Annotated in this window: 16 protein-coding genes; 7 read left to right on the top strand and 9 right to left on the bottom strand. The window is 60.9% G+C overall.

The genetic code is table 11. The features are described 5' to 3' along the window. The first annotated feature begins 23 nt into the window (after window positions 1-23). The 4 genes from HXW87_RS20275 to HXW87_RS20260 all read left to right on the top strand — a co-directional run bounded on the left by HXW87_RS20275 (window position 24) and on the right by HXW87_RS20260 (window position 3,772). A complete protein-coding gene (locus HXW87_RS20275; protein ID WP_047293407.1) occupies window positions 24-452 on the top strand; it encodes a rhodanese-like domain-containing protein in 429 nt (142 codons plus the stop codon). A gap of 329 nt (window positions 453-781) precedes the next feature. After that, window positions 782-1,561, top strand: a complete 780-nt coding sequence (locus tag HXW87_RS20270) for an ABC transporter substrate-binding protein (RefSeq protein ID WP_047293409.1) — start codon at window positions 782-784, stop codon at window positions 1,559-1,561. Window positions 1,562-1,770: 209 nt separating this feature from the next. Continuing rightward, window positions 1,771-2,883, top strand: a complete 1,113-nt coding sequence (locus tag HXW87_RS20265) for a M14 family metallopeptidase (RefSeq protein WP_239777603.1) — start codon at window positions 1,771-1,773, stop codon at window positions 2,881-2,883. A gap of 172 nt (window positions 2,884-3,055) precedes the next feature. Further along, a complete protein-coding gene (locus HXW87_RS20260; RefSeq protein WP_239777602.1) occupies window positions 3,056-3,772 on the top strand; it encodes a prolyl oligopeptidase family serine peptidase in 717 nt (238 codons plus the stop codon). Window positions 3,773-3,775: 3 nt separating this feature from the next. On the opposite strand, the gene HXW87_RS20255 is transcribed toward HXW87_RS20260, so the two are convergent. Further along, entirely contained in the window at window positions 3,776-4,342 is a 567-nt protein-coding gene (locus HXW87_RS20255) for a hypothetical protein (protein WP_121186130.1), read from the bottom strand. A gap of 75 nt (window positions 4,343-4,417) precedes the next feature. Next, window positions 4,418-5,212, bottom strand: a complete 795-nt coding sequence (locus HXW87_RS20250) for a hypothetical protein (RefSeq protein WP_239777601.1) — start codon at window positions 5,210-5,212, stop codon at window positions 4,418-4,420. Between the two features lie 132 nt (window positions 5,213-5,344). Between HXW87_RS20250 and HXW87_RS20245 the strand changes: the two genes are divergently transcribed. Continuing rightward, window positions 5,345-5,881: a chalcone isomerase family protein gene (locus tag HXW87_RS20245; protein ID WP_121186126.1), complete on the top strand. Its 537-nt coding sequence runs from the start codon at window positions 5,345-5,347 to the stop codon at window positions 5,879-5,881. A 143-nt stretch (window positions 5,882-6,024) separates the two neighbouring features. Beyond that, window positions 6,025-7,344, top strand: a complete 1,320-nt coding sequence (locus HXW87_RS20240) for an Nramp family divalent metal transporter (RefSeq protein WP_041073538.1) — start codon at window positions 6,025-6,027, stop codon at window positions 7,342-7,344. Between the two features lie 195 nt (window positions 7,345-7,539). Here HXW87_RS20240 and HXW87_RS20235 read toward each other — a convergent pair whose 3' ends face one another. Genes HXW87_RS20235 through HXW87_RS20225 form a run of 3 tightly spaced genes read right to left on the bottom strand, consistent with a single transcriptional unit; the run spans window position 7,540 to window position 10,121 of the window. Beyond that, on the bottom strand, window positions 7,540-8,721 hold the full coding sequence (locus HXW87_RS20235; RefSeq protein WP_041073536.1) for an acetyl-CoA C-acetyltransferase: 1,182 nt from the start codon (window positions 8,719-8,721) through the stop codon (window positions 7,540-7,542). 11 nt (window positions 8,722-8,732) lie between these two features. Continuing rightward, complete coding sequence (locus tag HXW87_RS20230; protein WP_047293423.1) at window positions 8,733-9,398, bottom strand: CoA transferase subunit B; 666 nt, start codon at window positions 9,396-9,398, stop codon at window positions 8,733-8,735. A gap of 24 nt (window positions 9,399-9,422) precedes the next feature. Further along, window positions 9,423-10,121 (bottom strand): CoA transferase subunit A, encoded by a 699-nt coding sequence (locus HXW87_RS20225; RefSeq protein WP_239777600.1) that lies wholly within the window; start codon window positions 10,119-10,121, stop codon window positions 9,423-9,425. A 266-nt stretch (window positions 10,122-10,387) separates the two neighbouring features. Here HXW87_RS20225 and HXW87_RS20220 point away from each other — a divergent pair, with 266 nt between their 5' ends. Beyond that, on the top strand, window positions 10,388-11,263 hold the full coding sequence (locus tag HXW87_RS20220) for a LysR family transcriptional regulator (RefSeq protein WP_047293426.1): 876 nt from the start codon (window positions 10,388-10,390) through the stop codon (window positions 11,261-11,263). A 122-nt stretch (window positions 11,264-11,385) separates the two neighbouring features. Here the strand turns inward: HXW87_RS20220 and HXW87_RS20215 are convergent, their stop codons facing one another. The 4 genes from HXW87_RS20215 to HXW87_RS20200 form a co-directional block, all read right to left on the bottom strand. Further along, window positions 11,386-12,228, bottom strand: coding sequence for an NAD-dependent protein deacetylase (locus tag HXW87_RS20215; protein ID WP_239777599.1), 843 nt, complete (start codon window positions 12,226-12,228; stop codon window positions 11,386-11,388). 153 nt (window positions 12,229-12,381) lie between these two features. Beyond that, window positions 12,382-13,428 carry a methyltransferase domain-containing protein gene (locus HXW87_RS20210; RefSeq protein ID WP_239777598.1) on the bottom strand — a complete coding sequence of 349 codons (1,047 nt, stop codon included), beginning with the start codon at window positions 13,426-13,428 and terminating at the stop codon, window positions 12,382-12,384. A gap of 207 nt (window positions 13,429-13,635) precedes the next feature. Beyond that, window positions 13,636-14,946, bottom strand: coding sequence for a HAMP domain-containing sensor histidine kinase (locus tag HXW87_RS20205; RefSeq protein ID WP_239777597.1), 1,311 nt, complete (start codon window positions 14,944-14,946; stop codon window positions 13,636-13,638). Next, window positions 14,943-15,683, bottom strand: coding sequence for a response regulator (locus tag HXW87_RS20200; protein ID WP_182404147.1), 741 nt, complete (start codon window positions 15,681-15,683; stop codon window positions 14,943-14,945). The genes HXW87_RS20205 and HXW87_RS20200 overlap by 4 nt, the downstream gene beginning before the upstream one ends. Window positions 15,684-15,798 lie beyond the last annotated feature (115 nt).

Here is a 15,798-nt window from a genome sequence, read left to right as displayed (position 1 = left end):
AACTGATACAGGAGCTCCACAACATGCCCAGCCTGGTTCGCGAAATGCCTGCTGCGCCGTCGGCGATTGCCCTGATGCATTTCAGCAATCGTCTGACCTATGAAACCGATTGTTCCGACGTCTTCAGCAGCCAGGAGGCTGGTGAGGTCGATTTTGTCCTGGTCGATGTGCGTGGTCCGCTGGCGTTCGAGCGCGGTCATGTACCGGGCGCGATCAATATTCCGACGCGGTTGTTGACGCCCGAAGCCTTGTCGACTTACGCCAAGGACACATTGTTCGTGGTCTATTGCGCAGGTCCGCACTGCAACGGCGCTAACAAGGCAGCGGTGAAACTGGCGGCGCTGGGTTACCCGGTCAAGGAGATGATCGGTGGCGTGTGCGGCTGGCTCGATGAGGGCTTTTCGCTGAGCGTCGAACAACCTGCCAAAACCCCCATCGCCTGCGAATGCTGAAATGCTTTTGTAGGAGCTGCCGAAGGCTGCGATCTTTTGGCTTTGTTTTTTAAGATCAAGATCAAAAGATCGCAGCCTTCGGCAGCTCCTACATGAGTAATAGGTATCCTTTTCGAGGGTTTTTCCTACAGCCTTTGCACCATGTCGGCGCACCGTTGATCCCGGTCAACGCGTGCGCCGATGTTCTGTAAGTATTTGTCGCATAAACACAATTTACCCTGTGCGCGCCGCCATAGACTGCCGTCCACTTCGGTTTTTGCTACTTGATGGCCATGACCGAACGCCAATCGAAAGCTGCCAATAAAAGCCTCCGCACACAGGAGTAATAAATGAAGAAGCTAGTGATGTTCGGTGCCCTGGCACTGTCGATGTTGTCCTTGACCGCTGTGGCTGAGGACGCCAAGCCGATTCGTCTGGGGATCGAAGCCGCTTACCCGCCATTCTCGATGAAAACCGCTGACGGCAAGCTCACCGGGTTCGATGTCGACATCGGCGATGCGCTGTGCAAACAGATGGACGTTAAATGCGTGTGGGTCGAGCAGGAGTTTGATGGCCTGATCCCGGCACTCAAGGTGAAGAAGATCGACGCGATACTTTCCTCGATGACCATCACCGATGATCGCAAGAAGAACGTCGATTTCACCATCAAGTACTACCACACCCCGGCGCGCTTCGTGATGAAGGAAGGCTCCGGTGTCAAAGACCCGCTGACCGAGCTCAAGGGCAAGAAAGTCGGTGTACTGCGCGCCAGTACCCACGACCGCTACGCCACCGACATCGCCAAGGACGCCGGGTTTGAAGTGGTGCGCTACGGTTCGCAACAGGAAGCCAACCTGGATATGAAATCCGGTCGTCTCGACGCGATGCTGGCCGACTCGGTCAACCTCAGCGACGGTTTCCTGAAGACCGACGCCGGCAAAGGCTTCGAATTCGTCGGCCCGACCTACGAAGACGCCAAGTACTTCGGTGGCGGCGCCGGCATCGCGGTGCGCAAGGGCGATACCGAGCTGGCCGAGAAATTCAACAAGGCCATCACCGAAATCCGCGCCAATGGCGAGTACAAGAAAGTCCAGGACAAGTACTTCGACTTTGACGTGTACGGCCATTAATACGGCGTAGAAAAAGTGGTCCCGTTTGCGCGGTGGCCACTTTTTTTGTGCTCTCTTTCTACGGCGGAGATTCACTGTGGGAGCGAGCTTGCTCGCGAATGCGGTTTAACATTCAACATCTTTATTGACTGTCAGGTTGCATTCGCGAGCAAGCTCGCTCCCACAGGGATCTCATCGATCCAGATCTACCAGACTGCAGGAGTTTTCTCATGCAACGCATCGACCATGTCCTGCCCTGGAGCCACTTGGGCAGCGAACGTTCCCTCAGCGTCTTCCGTTACGGCGCGGGCAGCCGCAAGGTCTACATCCAGGCCAGTCTGCACGCCGACGAACTGCCGGGCATGCGCACCGCATGGGAACTCAAGCAACGCCTGAATGCGCTGGAGCAGCAGGGCCGTCTGCAAGGGGTGATCGAGTTGGTGCCGGTGGCCAACCCGATCGGGCTCGATCAGCATTTGCAAGGCAGCCACATGGGCCGCTTCGAGCTGGGCAGCGGGAAAAATTTCAACCGCGCGTTTGTCGAACTCAGCGCGCCAGTGGCGGCGCGCATCGGCGAGCGGCTGGGCAGCGATGCCGAGGCCAACATAGCGTTGATCCGGCAAACCATGGGCCAGGTGCTCGATGAACTGCCGGCCCCGCCCTCACAGCTGGAAGCTCTGCACCGCTTGCTGCTGCGCCATGCCTGCGACGCCGACATCACTCTGGATCTGCATTGCGATTTTGATGCGGCGATTCACCTTTACGCGCTGCCGCAACACTGGCCGCGCTGGCAATCGCTGGCGGCGCGACTGCAGGCCGGCGTTGCACTGTTGTGTGAAGACTCCGGCGGCAGTTCGTTCGACGAGTCGTGCTCATCGCCGTGGCTGCGTCTGGCGCGGGCGTTTCCGAACGCGGCGATTCCCCCGGCGAACCTTGCCACCACCCTGGAACTGGGCAGTATGGGCGATACCCGGGTTGATCAGGCGCAGGCCAATAGCGAAGCGATACTCGGCTTTCTCGCCGAGCAGGGGTTCATCAGCGGTGAATGGCCGGCGGCCCCGAGCGAGTGCTGCGAAGGCATGCCGTTCGAAGGCACCGAATACCTGTTCGCGCCGCACCACGGCGTGGTCAGTTTCCTGCGTAATGCCGGGGAGTGGGTCGAGCAGGGCGATGCGTTGTTCGAGGTGGTTGACCCGTTGAATGACCGCCTCACCACCGTCCGCGCCGGCACCAGCGGCGTGCTGTTTGCGATTGATCGTGGGCGTTACACCCAGCCGGGAATCTGGCAGGCCAAAGTGGCGGGGCGTGAACCGATCCGGGTGGGCAAGTTGATCAACGACTGAGTCCAGGCCTCATCCACCCCTGTAGGAGCTGCCGCAGGCTGCGATCTTTTGATCTTGCTTTTAAAAATCAAAGTCAAAAGATCGCAGCCTGCGGCAGCTCCTACAGGGTGGGTGTGGCAGATCAAGCCTGTTAGGCTCTCCCCGAACCCGACACTCCGTGAAGGAAGGCTCTATGTTGAAGGCGTTTGCCCTGTTAACCCTGCTGGCGTCCAGCGCCGTGCATGCGCAAACCACGCTGCAAAGCGACTTGCCACTGAAATACATCGAACAGGTCCACCCGGACGCGAACACTCGACCACTGGTGATATTCCTGCACGGCTACGGCAGTAACGAAGCCGATCTGATCGGTATGAAATTTCAGCTGCCGGCGCAGTACAACTACCTCTCGGTGCAGGCGCCACTGGCGTTGGGCGAAGGACGTTTCCAGTGGTTTCGCAAGAAAGGCGAAGGGGCTTACAACGGCGAGACCGATGATCTGCAGGCCAGCGGCCAGAAGTTGCGGGAGTTTGTCGCGCAGGCGGCGCAGAAATATCACGCCAGCCCGGACAAGGTGTACCTGATCGGTTTCAGTCAGGGCGCGATGATGACCTACGAAGTGGGCTTGCGTCCGCCGGTGGCGGTCGGCGGGATTGCGGCGTTGAGCGGACGGCTGCTGCCGGTGTTGAAAACCGAGCTAAAGACTGAGCAGCAACCGCTGCCGCTGCACATTTTCATCGGCCATGGCACCGCCGATGATCGAGTGCCGTACCGCGACGGCACCGAGGCCAATACGCTGCTGCAGAAACTCGCCTATAAGCCCGAGTTTCACGCCTATCCCGGCGTCGGCCACAGCATCAGCGCGGCCGAGCTGCGTGACTTGAACGCCTGGCTGCAGCAGCTCAACCCGTGACGGTCACTTGTCCTTGAGGATGGTTTTCACCAGCGCATCGTGACCGCTTTTGTCGCTGGCCCGGGAAATCACCTGGACCAAGGCCATGCGTTTGCCGGAGGCGGCGAGCAGGGTGGTATTGAGTGTCTGGCCGCCGCCTTGGGTGGCAGTACTGTCGACCTGACGCACGCCGAGGCCGCTGCTTTTCTGGGTCAGACTCTTTTCTGTGAGCTTGTTGAAGTCCGGCAGCGCCTTGCGCTGGTCATCGATGAAACTTGCCAGGCTGCCGTCGAGAAATTCGTTGTCGTTGTCCTTCACGCTGGTGCCACCGGCGATCTGGTTTTCCGCGGCGATGACCACGGTCTTGGTCGCCTGATTGGTGTACATCGTGCCTTTGGCACCGGTCGGCCCGGCCGGCAGCGGGTTGGCGGTGAAGCCCTTGGGCAGGACGAAGGTGAACTTGCCGTCGAGCATCGACACGTTGTTGGTCGAGGCCTTTTCCTTGGGCTTGGCTGCCTGGGCGTTGAGGGCGCCGAGAGCGGCGACCGCCGCCAGCAACAGGACGACGGCTTTCTTGCTGAGCAATGACATGTGAATCTCCGAGGGATGGTCGCGCCAGGGCGGCGATGATCCCACGGAGCATGCCTGGCATTCCAGCGCGGTTTGTCAGGTGTTCGCATCAGCCTCGGAAGTACGGTTTTTTGCCGGAACAGGTCGGGCCAGCAGTTTGCGGGTGACCCCGAGCATGGCCACCGACACCGCGACACCGGCGATGAATCCGCTGAGGCCGAGGCTTGGCAGGGTCAGCGCCGACACCAGACAAAACGCCGAAAACGAGTACATGCCCGTCGCCGTCGCCCGCAGCAATGCCGCGGTAAATGCCGGGCCACGAGTCTGCTGAGAAAACACCGCCATCACACTGCCAAGCACCGGGAACACCGCGAGCAGACCGCTCCAGCGTTCGCCCACGGTACTGGCGAGCATCGTCACCAACAGCGTCAGCGCCGCGCCGGCAATCATTCGCCAGAGCAGTTTGTCCGATTTCGGTGCCGGGCCGTTCTGCACCGGTTGCACATTGGGGAACAGGTACGGCGCGGCGAGCAGGGCAGTGGCCGCCGCCGCGACGGAGAACGTCAGTGACGACGGAATCAGCGACAACACCAGCGCCAGCACCGCCCACACCGCCAGGGAAATCGTCAGCGCCCATGGCCAGTTCGCCCGCTGCGCCACCTGCGCGTAGGTGATGCAGAAGGCGATCATGGCGAACATCGCCGACAGTGCCGCGACCGCCGATTGCGCAGCAAACGACGGCCCCTGTTCGATGGCGAGGAAAAACAGAATCGGCCCGACCACCACTGGCAATCCCGACAGCCACCCGGCGACGCTCGGCCCCCAGCGCTTGCCAGCGAGGGAAATCAGCAGCAGGAAACCGGGGATCAGCAGTAATTTGAGGATCAGCACGCGGGAGGCCTCCGGGGGATTGAACGGCCACGGTAACCGATTGCTGCATTGATCGACAATTTTTGTATACAAAGTGCGCGAGTGATATCCGCTATGCTCTGAAGATCAGGGTTTACCGGGGTCGATGCCGCAATGAACAAACCATCGAAGTTGCTGCGTGGGTGCTGTGGCATCGGCTTGTGGGCGTTGTTACTCACACCGACCTGGGCCAATTGGCAGGACGCGGTGCCCGGCGCGCAAATCATCGGCACCGGCGATTTCAGTGTGTTCGGCTTTGACGTCTACAACGCCCGGTTGTGGAGCGCGGCACGCCCATTGTCGACCGAACAGCCCTTCGCCCTGGAGCTGATCTACCGGCGCGAGATCTCGCGCGATGATCTGGTGCAGGCCAGTGTCGATGAAATCAAACGGCTGGCAGGCTCGGGCGTCAGTCCCGCGCAACTGGCCAGGTGGCAAGGACAAATGCAGCAATCGTTCGTCGATGTGCAGGCGGGCACACGGATTACCGGCGTATACCTGCCGGGGCAGGGTGCGCGATTCTTTGTCGGGCAGCAGTTGCAGCACGAAATTGATGATCCGCAATTTGCCCGGGCGTTTTTCGATATCTGGCTGGATCCGCGTACTCGTAATCCCGAATTGCGCGAGCAGTTACTGGGGATGAGTCGTTAAGAGCAAAAGATCGCAGCCTTCGGCAGCGCCTACAGGATATGCATTCCAATGCAGGAGCTGCCGAAGGCTGCGATCTTTTGCTCTTCAAGGGTTCAACTGAAACCTCTAAGCTGCGTCTTTCGAACTTGTTTCTGGATGTGTGCGTGAAATTCAGCTTACCCAAAATCGCCACTGCGCCGTTCTGCCCGCCAGAAGTAGCCGGCAGCGTCGCGGTCGATCCGAACGCTTCGTTCTTCAAACGCGTGCTGCGTTTTGCCGGTCCCGGCCTGTTGGTGTCGATCGGCTACATGGACCCCGGTAACTGGGCGACCGCCATCGAGGCCGGTTCGCGTTTTGGTTACAGCCTGCTGTTCGTGGTGTTGCTGGCGAGCCTGGCGGGAATGGTCGTGCAATGCCTCTGCTCGCGGCTGGGCATCGCCACCGGCCGCGATCTCGCGCAATTGTCCCGTGAGCGCTACAGCACCCCGACCGCGCGCCTGCAATGGGTGCTGGCGGAAATCTCGATCATCGCCACCGATCTGGCCGAAGTGCTCGGCTGTGCCTTGGCCTTCCATTTATTGCTGGGTTGTTCGCTGACCTTCGGCATTGCCCTGACTGCCTTCGATACGCTGCTGGTGCTGGCTCTGCAGAACCGTGGCTTCCGTCGGCTGGAGGCAATCATGCTGGTGCTGGTGGCGACCATCGGCGTGTGTTTCTTTGTTGAGCTGGTGCTGATCAAACCTTACTGGCCGCAGGTGTTCGCCGGATTCAAACCGTCGCTCTCGGCGATCAGTGATGCCGCGCCGTTGTATCTGGCGATCGGTATTCTTGGCGCGACGGTGATGCCGCATAACCTCTACCTGCACACTTCGATCGTGCAGACGCGGATGATCGGCAAGGACCTGGCCAGCAAGCAGGATGCGGTGAACCTGGCGCGCATCGACACCATTGGCTCGCTGGCGCTGGCGCTGCTGGTCAACGCGGCGATCCTGATTCTGGCGGCGGCTGCTTTTCATCAGTCGGGGCATACCGACGTGGTCGACATTCAGGACGCCTACCACCTGCTCGACCCGCTGGTCGGTGGCGCGCTGGCCAGTGTGCTGTTCGGCGTCGCGTTGCTGGCGTCGGGGCAGAGCTCGACGTTCACCGGGACCATCGCCGGGCAGGTGATCATGGAGGGTTACCTGAACCTGCGGATTCCCTGCTGGCAGCGGCGTTTGATCACGCGTGGGCTGGCGTTGATCCCGGCATTCATTGGCGTGTGGCTGATGGGCGATAACGCAGTGGGCAAATTGCTGGTGTTGAGTCAGGTGGTGTTGAGCCTGCAGCTGCCATTTGCGCTGTACCCGTTGATCCGTATGACCAGCGACAAACAACTGATGGGGCCGTTTGTGAATCGGCTGCCGACCCGGGTGCTGGCGTGGGGATTGTTTGTGGTGATCAGTGGGGCGAATGCCTGGTTGATTCTGCAGATGGTGGTGTGACTTTCAAAGCACCTTGTGGCGAGGGGATTTATCCCCGATCCAGTGCGAAGCGCTGGCAAAGATGTGTGTCGAGGCGAAAAATTCTGGGGCTGCTGCGCATCCCATCGGGGATAAATCCCCTCGCCACAAAAGCGATGAAACCAGACAGCGGGCGGATGTCGTGGATCCGTCCGCCGCCTGTATTGCTCCTTTGGGTTAACCGCGTTCCAGCGCCAGCGCCACACCCTGACCGCCGCCGATGCACAAGGTCGCCAGACCTTTTTTCGCATCACGCTTGAGCATCTCGTGCAGCAAGGTCACCAGCACCCGGCAGCCCGACGCACCGATCGGGTGACCGAGGGCGATGGCGCCGCCGTTGACGTTGACCTTGTCCAGGTCCCATTGCAGATCCTTGGCCACCGCCAGTGATTGTGCGGCGAAGGCTTCGTTGGCCTCGATCAGGTCCAGTTGGCCGATGTTCCAGCCTGCCTTGTCGAGGCAGCGACGGGTGGCCGAGACCGGACCGATGCCCATGATCGCCGGGTCCACGCCCGCATTGGCGTAAGCCGCAATTTTCGCCAGCACCGGCAGGCCCAGAGCCTTGGCTTTCTCGGCGCTCATCAGGATGACGGCGGCGGCGCCGTCGTTCAGCGAGGAGGCGTTGCCGGCGGTGACGCTGCCATCCTTCTTGAACGCCGGACGCAGTTTGGCCAGCGATTCGGCGGTGGTGTCGCCGCGTGGTTGTTCGTCGACCTTGAACGCGACCGGATCACCTTTGCGCTGCGGGATCAGAATCGGGGTGATTTCATCGACGAAACGCCCGGCTTCGATGGCTGCGGCGGCCTTGCGCTGCGAAGCGGCGGCGAAGGCGTCCTGCTGCTCGCGGCTGATCTCATATTTATCGACCAGATTCTCGGCGGTGATGCCCATGTGGTAATCGTTGAACGCATCCCACAGGCCGTCGCTGATCATGGTGTCGACGATTTGCGCGTGACCCATGCGCAGACCGGTGCGAGCACCCGGCATCACATAGTTGGACAGGCTCATGTTCTCCTGACCGCCCGCGATGATCACCTCGGCATCGCCACAACGAATCGCCTGCGCGCCCAGGTGCAGGGCTTTGAGGCCCGAGCCACAGACCTTGTTCAGGGTCATGGCCGGCACGGCGTGGGGCAGGCCAGCCTTGATCGCCGCTTGACGCGCCGGGTTCTGGCCAGCGCCGGCGGTCAGCACCTGGCCCATGATCACTTCATCGACCTGCGCACCGTCCAGACCGGTCTGTTCCAGCAACTGACGGATCACCGCAGCGCCCAGATCCACCGCGGACACGCTGGCCAGAGACCCTTGGAAACTGCCGATCGCGGTGCGCGTGGCGGCAACAATTACGACGTCTTGCATTTTCGAATTCCTCACTGGGCAGCGAACTGCATTTCCGGTACGTGATCCGGGACGATCAGTTTACCAGCGGTTTTGGCGACGATTTCCTCGACGCTGACGCCAGGTGCGCGTTCCTTGAGGACAAAAGCGCCATTTTCGATTTCCAGGTAGGCGAGGTCGGTCAGCACGCGCTTGATGCAGCCGGCGCCGGTCAGCGGCAGGCTGCATTTGGACAGAAGTTTGGACTCACCGTCCTTGGAGGCGTGGGTCATGATCACGATGATGTTGTCGGCGCCGGCCACCAGATCCATGGCGCCGCCCATGCCCTTGACCAGTTTGCCGGGAATCATCCACGAGGCGATGTTGCCTTCTACGTCGACCTCGAACGCGCCGAGCACGGTCAGGTCGACATGCCCGCCGCGGATCATCGCGAAGGATTCGGCGGAGTTGAAGATCGATGCGCCGATGCGCGCGGTGACGGTCTGCTTGCCGGCGTTGATCATGTCGGCATCGATGGTGTCTTCAGTCGGAAACGGGCCCATGCCGAGCAGACCGTTTTCCGATTGCAGCATGACTTCCATGCCGTCGGGAATGTAGTTGGCGACCAGGGTCGGAATGCCGATGCCGAGGTTCACGTAGTAGCCGTCCTGCATTTCGCGGGCGACGCGCTGAGCCATTTGTTCGCGGGTAAGTGCCATGTTGTTATTCTCCGTCAGCCTGAATTATTTGCGGATGGTGCGCTGTTCGATGCGCTTTTCGAACGTGCCGCAAATGACCCGGTCGACGTAGATGCCGGGGGTGTGGATCTGCGACGGATCCAGTTCGCCGGGCTCGACGATTTCTTCGACTTCGACCACGGTGATCTTGCCGGCGGTGGCCGCCAGCGGGTTGAAGTTCTGCGCGGTGTGACGGTAGATGACGTTACCGAAATGGTCGGCTTTCCAGCCTTTGACGATGGCGAAGTCGCCAGTGATGGATTCTTCCATCAGGTACTTGCGCCCGTTGAATTCACGCACTTCCTTGCCTTCGGCGACCGGAGTGCCGACGCCGGTGGCGGTGAAGAAAGCCGGGATACCGGCACCGCCTGCGCGCATTTTCTCGGCGAGGGTGCCTTGCGGGGTCAGGATGACTTCAATGTCGCCCTTGAGCAGCTGCTCTTCGAACAATTTGTTTTCGCCGACGTAGGAGGCGATCACTTTGCTGATCTGGCGGTCAGTCAGCAGCACACCGAGGCCGAAACCGTCGACGCCGCAGTTATTGGAGACCACGGTGAGGTCGCGGGTGCCTTTGCGCTTGATCTCGGCGATCAGGTTTTCCGGGATGCCACACAGGCCGAAGCCGCCGGCAATTACGGTCATGCCGTCTTTAAGACCCGCCATGGCCTCCTCGTAGGAACTCACGCGCTTGTCGAAACCTGCCATATGCACCTCTTTTATTGTTTGTCGGGCGGCTGGCTAGCCGAATGACTGGAGTGTCGCGCTGGAGGATATATTTGTTAAGTTGATTTTTAGGGTTGATTAATAGATAAAACTCAATAATTTCGGCTGTTACCCTGTAGGAGCTGCCGCAGGCTGCGATCTTTTGATGTTGTTTTTTTAGGATCAAGATCAAAGGATCGCAGCCTGCGGCAGCTCCTACATGGATACGGCGTTTATTCCGCAATATCGCTAACAGGGCGTTATCCATTATGACGATAAAGCAGATCCGCGCCTTCCTCGCCGTGGCCCAGAGCCTGAGTTTCGCCGTGGCCTGCGAGCGTCTGCACTTGTCGCAATCGGCGCTGAGCCTGACCATCAAGGCGCTGGAAGAGGGTTTGGGCGGGCGGTTGTTCAGTCGCAACACGCGCAATGTGGCGCTGACCGCCGAGGGTGAATCGCTGCTGCCGCTGGCTCGGCGCCTGATCGCCGATTGGGACAACGCCGAAGACGAAATGCGCCAGCGTTTCAGTCTGCAACGCGGACGGGTGACGCTGGCGGCGATGCCGTCGTTTGCCGGCAACCTGTTGCCGCCGATCCTCAAGACGTTTCGCGCGCGCTATCCAAACGTCAATGTCACGGTCAACGACGTGATCAACGAACAAGTGCTGGAAATGGTGCGCGACCGCCACGTGGAACTGGGTGTCGCGTTCGAGCCGATGCAGAACACCTCGCTGACGTTCACGCCGCTGTACATGGACCGCTTTGTCGCGGTGGTGCCGCAAGATTCAGCGCTGGCCAGGCTTGGCGAAATCGACTGGCAGACCTTGCTGCAGGAACCGTTCATCACCCTGCAACGGCCGTCGACAGTGCGGGTGATGCTCGAAGAACACTTGCTGGCCCGGGGAATGAAGCTCCCGGTGGAGTTCGAAAGCCATCAACTGGCAACCGTCGGGCGCATGGTCGCCAGCGGGCTGGGAGTGAGTGCAGTGCCGGCGTTGTGTGCCGAGCAGATGCTCGAACTGGGCGCGCATTGCCTGACCTTGAATGATTCGGTGGAGCGAGCGATTGGCGTGCTGACCGAGCCCGGCAATGAACTGTCGGCAGCGGCGCAGGCGCTGTTCGACATCCTCAAAGCCGAACACTGAACCCTGAACTGAGATCCCATCCCTGTAGGAGCTGCCGAAGGCTGCGATCTTTTGGCTTTGTTTTTTAGAAGCAAGATCAAAAGATCGCAGCCTTCGGCAACTCCTACAGGGATTTTCGGTATTCAGGTCGATAAGTGTTGCACCAGCAACGGCAGCAGTTGTTCGCATGACACCTCGATCTTCAGATCCAACAGATCATCGGCGCGGGTCTTGCCCAGATTGATCGCCAGCAACGGCTTGCCGCGATCGGCGATCACCCGGCACAGACGGAACGCTGAATACGCCATCAGCGACGAACCCACCACCAGCAAACCCTCGGCTTTTTCCGCTGCGGCCATGGCCCGCGCCGCCGTCGGCTGCGCCACGTTCTCGCCAAAGAACACCACGTCCGGCTTCATCCGCTCCCCGTCGCAATACGGGCATTGCGGCGTCTGAAAGCGCGCCTCGAAGGCCGGATCGAGCAGGGTATCGCCGTCCGGCGCCTGCACTGCATCGACCCCGGCCAGATACGGATTCTGCTCGACCATGCGTTGCTGAATCTCATCGCGCGCACTGCGTTGGCCGCAATCCAGGCACAGCACCCGGTGCAGGCTGCCGTGCAGTTCGATCACATCCTGACTGCCGGCCTGATCATGCAGGGTGTCGACGTTCTGTGTGATCAAGGCGCTGATCCGTCCCTGGCGCTGCAAATCCGCCAGTGCTGTATGCGCCGCGTTGGGTTGCGCCTGACGCACCCGGGGCCAGCCAAGCATGGCCCGCGCCCAATAGCGGCGGCGGGATTCGGGAGCGGCGAGAAATTCCTGATACATCATCGGTTGCCGGCCCCGGCGCACACCTTCGCTATCGCGGTAATCCGGAATGCCCGATGGCGTGCTGATGCCGGCGCCGGTCAGCACCAGAAAATCGCCATCGGCCATGGCCTGGCACAGGGTGTTGAAGTGTTCGCGGATCGGGCTGTCGAGCATGCGCAGCACTCCGGGGAGGACGGTGCTCGCAGGTTAGCATTAACCGTGTGGCGAGGGAGCTTGCTCCCGCTGGATTGCAAGGCAAGCCCAAAAACAGGCCTGCTGCGCAGTCCAGCGGGAGCAAGCTCCCTCGCCACACGTGATAGCAGTGAGTTATTTGCGCGCCTCCAGAATCAGATTGAACGGCGTCTGCGTCGCCCGGCGGAAGTGCTTGAACCCGGCCTCGGTAAACACTTTGCGCAAGCGCACTTCACCCGCCTGCGCGCCGAGCCCCAGGCCGACTTCCTGGGACAGCGAATTCGGCGTGCAGATAAAGGTCGAGGCCGCATAAAACAGGCGTCCGACCGGGTTGATATTGTCGTCCAGCGTATCGTTGGCAAATGGCTCGACCAACAGCACCGTGCCGTCGTCCTTTAATGATTTGAACGCATGCTGCGCAGCGCCGACCGGGTCGCCCATGTCGTGCAGGCAGTCGAAATAGCAGATCAGGTCATAGCCGTCACCGGGATAGCTTTTGGCGGTGCTCTGGAAGAATTTTGCCCGGCTGCTGACACCGCCTTCTTCGGCGCGCTGGGTGGCGACGGTGATTGACGGCGCGTGATAATCGAAACCGACAAAGTGCGATTTGGGAAACGCTTGGGCCATGATCACCGTGGAAGCGCCGTGGCCGCAGCCGATGTCGGCGACTTTGGCGCCTTTTTCCAGTTTGGCCACCACGCCGTCCAGCGCCGGCAGCCATTCCGCGATCAAGTGCCCCTTATAGCCGGGGCGGAAGAAGCGCTCCGTACCGCTGAACATGCACGGGTGGTGATCGCCCCAGGGCAGGGCGCCGTTGCCGCGCATGGCTTTGACCAGTTTGTCCTTGTCGTGGAAAAACGAGGCCACCACGCCGAGTCCGCCGGCGACGTACACCGGTGAGTCTTCGACGGCGAGTGCCAGTGCCTGTTCTTCCGGCAGACGGAACTGGCCATCGTGATGTTCCATGTAGCCGGACGCGGCGTGCGCGCTGAGCCATTCGCGCACCAGTCGGGGATTGCAGGTGGTTTTTTCAGCGAGGGCTTGCGGGGTGATCGGCTGACTGTCGGCCATTGCCCGATACAGCCCGAGTTCTTCGCCAACGATGACGTTCGCCAGCATTGCGGCGCCGCCCATGTCGTTGACCAGTTTGCCCATGAATGCGTTGAGTCTTGATTCGTCCATCACGAGTGCTCCTGATACAGGATCACCGTCCGGTGGCAAAACGTTGTCGAGGCATGGGCCGCAGGGCGATGGTCACGGAAATGGGCAGGGCACAGCTGACGTCGTCCTGCATTCCCCCTCGACTGGGTAATGAATCAGTCTAGCCGGGCCGGGTGAACCTTGCAGGCTGTGTGAGCCTGCAATTCCGATGAGGGATCTGTGCGGGGGTCAGCGCAGCGGCAGCCTCAGCACGGCACACAGCCCACCGCCCTCGCGATTGCTCAGGGTCAGCGAACCTCCGAGGGCCATGGCCAGTTGCTGAGCGATCGCCAGTCCCAGACCGGTACCGCCGGTATCACGATTACGCGAGTTTTCCACGCGATAGAACGGTTGCAGCACATGCGCCAGTTCGGCATCGGCGATGCCCGGGCCACGATCCATGACGGTGATTGCGAGGCTATCCTTGTGGGCTTCGACCCAGACTTCGGCGGCACCGGCGAATTTCAACGCGTTGTCGGTCAGGTTCACCAGCACCCGCCGCAGGGCCTGGGGGCGGGTATCGATCACCGCCGCGCTCTTGCCGATCAGGCGTACATCCTTGCCCATGTCCTGGTAATCGAACACCAGGCTGTCGAGGAAGGCATCGAGGTCGGTGCGCCGGCTTTCTTCGGTCGAACCATGGATGCTGCGGGCGTAGGCCACGCCTTCGCGGACCAAGTGCTCCATTTCGCCGAGGTCGTTCCACAGTTTGTCTTTTTCCACTGAGTCGTCCATGAACTCGGCACGCAGCTTCATGCGGGTGATCGGGGTTTGCAGGTCGTGGGAAATCGCTGCCAGTAGTTGCATGCGCTCCTTCAGATACGCGGCGATGCGTGTCTGCATCGCGTTGAAGGCCCGCGCGGCGTGGGCCACTTCGATCGGGCCTTGCTCGTCGAGCATCACGGGATGGGCGTTGGGATCGAGGGTGTCCACGGCGTTGGCGAGGCGGGCGAGGGGGCGGATGGCAATGCGCACCGCCAGCCAGGTGCAGGCGATCAACAGCGCCAGTTGTCCGAGCAAAACCCCCGGCAGCCACGGCGACAAGGGCGGCATGGCCGGACGCACATCAATCGTCACCGGGCTGCCGTCGCTGAGTCTGACATGGGCCTGAAAGTGTTTTTGCTCCCCGGCAAACCGGGTGAAGCCCAGCGGGTGTGCACCGCCGAGCGCGGCGCTGATCGAGGTCACGGCCACCGGCACCTCGTCGGCCTCGGGGTCGAGCGGCGCACCGGATTCGCCGACACTCAACAGATAGTCGTAGTTGGTGCGGGACAGTTGCTTGAGCCAGGCGGGCCGTTCCTGCGCGGGCAAGCGGTCGAGGATGGCGATCGACGTCGAGACGTCGTTTCGCATATTGCCCAGCATGGTGCTTCGGGCACTCTGGAAACGCTCGTAGTACTGCGCGCCAAACGACAGCGCCTGAGCGAGGATCAGCCCGACCAGAAAGATCAGCGACAAGCGTGACGCCAGCGTTCGTGGCCACTGCAGCCTGAAACTCATGCCGAAGCCCCGAAAATTTCCACCGGCAGCGAGAACACATAACCTTCGCTGCGCACGGTCTTGATGTAAGCCGGTTCGCGCGCATCGTCGAGCAGACGCTGGCGCAGGCGGCTGACCAGCAGATCGATGGAACGATCAAACAGATCGGCCTCGCGCCCCTGGGTCAGGTTGAGCAACTGATCGCGGCTGAGCACCCGTTGCGGGTGATCGAGGAACACTCGCAGCAAACGGTATTCGGCGCCGCTGAGCGCGACCAGCGTGCCGTCCTGGTCCAGTAGGTGACGGGCCGAGGTGTCCAGCTGCCATCGGCCGAAACCCAACATACGACCGCTTTCGGTGACCACCAGGTTTGGCGGCAGCATCCGCGTGCGCCGCAGCACGGCGTTGATCCGCGCCAGCAGTTCGCGGGCAGCGAACGGTTTGGTCAGGTAATCGTCTGCACCCATTTCCAGGCCGATGATGCGGTCGGTTTCATCGTTGCGCGCGGTGAGCATCAGCACCGGCGTGGCCTTGTGTTTGCCCACGCGCAATTCGCGGCACAACTGCAGACCATCGTCGCCGGGCATCATGATGTCGAGCACGATCAGGTCGACAGTGTTGGCTTCGAGAAAACTGCGCATCTGTCGGCCATCGGCGACCACGGTGGTGCGCAAGCCGTTCTTTTTCAGGTAATTGCCAACCAGCTCGCGGATTTCGCGGTCGTCGTCGACGATGAGAATGTGATCGACATGTTCCATCGGTGCAGAACCTCTATCAAAGGGCAATGCCATGCAGTCTATCGAGCCTGCGCCGGCTTGCCTGCCAGGGTTTGTATTGCAGTGTATCTGGCGCCATGACGGATACATACACACG

This window comes from Pseudomonas sp. Y5-11, from assembly GCF_022368695.1.
In the GTDB taxonomy this organism is placed as follows: Bacteria; Pseudomonadota; Gammaproteobacteria; order Pseudomonadales; family Pseudomonadaceae; genus Aquipseudomonas; species Aquipseudomonas parakoreensis.
The sequence above is the reverse complement of the archived record's forward strand: the minus strand, read 5'-3'. Positions and strand labels throughout refer to the sequence as shown.

Coding starts and splice junctions, on each gene's coding strand:
- HXW87_RS20275 (WP_047293407.1), top strand. CDS start 24: ATGCCCAGCCTGGTTCGCGAAATGCCTGCTGCGCCGTCGGCGATTGCC.
- HXW87_RS20270 (WP_047293409.1), top strand. CDS start 782: ATGAAGAAGCTAGTGATGTTCGGTGCCCTGGCACTGTCGATGTTGTCC.
- HXW87_RS20265 (WP_239777603.1), top strand. CDS start 1,771: ATGCAACGCATCGACCATGTCCTGCCCTGGAGCCACTTGGGCAGCGAA.
- HXW87_RS20260 (WP_239777602.1), top strand. CDS start 3,056: ATGTTGAAGGCGTTTGCCCTGTTAACCCTGCTGGCGTCCAGCGCCGTG.
- HXW87_RS20255 (WP_121186130.1), bottom strand. CDS start 4,342: ATGTCATTGCTCAGCAAGAAAGCCGTCGTCCTGTTGCTGGCGGCGGTC.
- HXW87_RS20245 (WP_121186126.1), top strand. CDS start 5,345: ATGAACAAACCATCGAAGTTGCTGCGTGGGTGCTGTGGCATCGGCTTG.
- HXW87_RS20235 (WP_041073536.1), bottom strand. CDS start 8,721: ATGCAAGACGTCGTAATTGTTGCCGCCACGCGCACCGCGATCGGCAGT.
- HXW87_RS20230 (WP_047293423.1), bottom strand. CDS start 9,398: ATGGCACTTACCCGCGAACAAATGGCTCAGCGCGTCGCCCGCGAAATG.
- HXW87_RS20225 (WP_239777600.1), bottom strand. CDS start 10,121: ATGGCAGGTTTCGACAAGCGCGTGAGTTCCTACGAGGAGGCCATGGCG.
- HXW87_RS20220 (WP_047293426.1), top strand. CDS start 10,388: ATGACGATAAAGCAGATCCGCGCCTTCCTCGCCGTGGCCCAGAGCCTG.
- HXW87_RS20215 (WP_239777599.1), bottom strand. CDS start 12,228: ATGCTCGACAGCCCGATCCGCGAACACTTCAACACCCTGTGCCAGGCC.
- HXW87_RS20210 (WP_239777598.1), bottom strand. CDS start 13,428: ATGGACGAATCAAGACTCAACGCATTCATGGGCAAACTGGTCAACGAC.
- HXW87_RS20205 (WP_239777597.1), bottom strand. CDS start 14,946: ATGAGTTTCAGGCTGCAGTGGCCACGAACGCTGGCGTCACGCTTGTCG.
- HXW87_RS20200 (WP_182404147.1), bottom strand. CDS start 15,683: ATGGAACATGTCGATCACATTCTCATCGTCGACGACGACCGCGAAATC.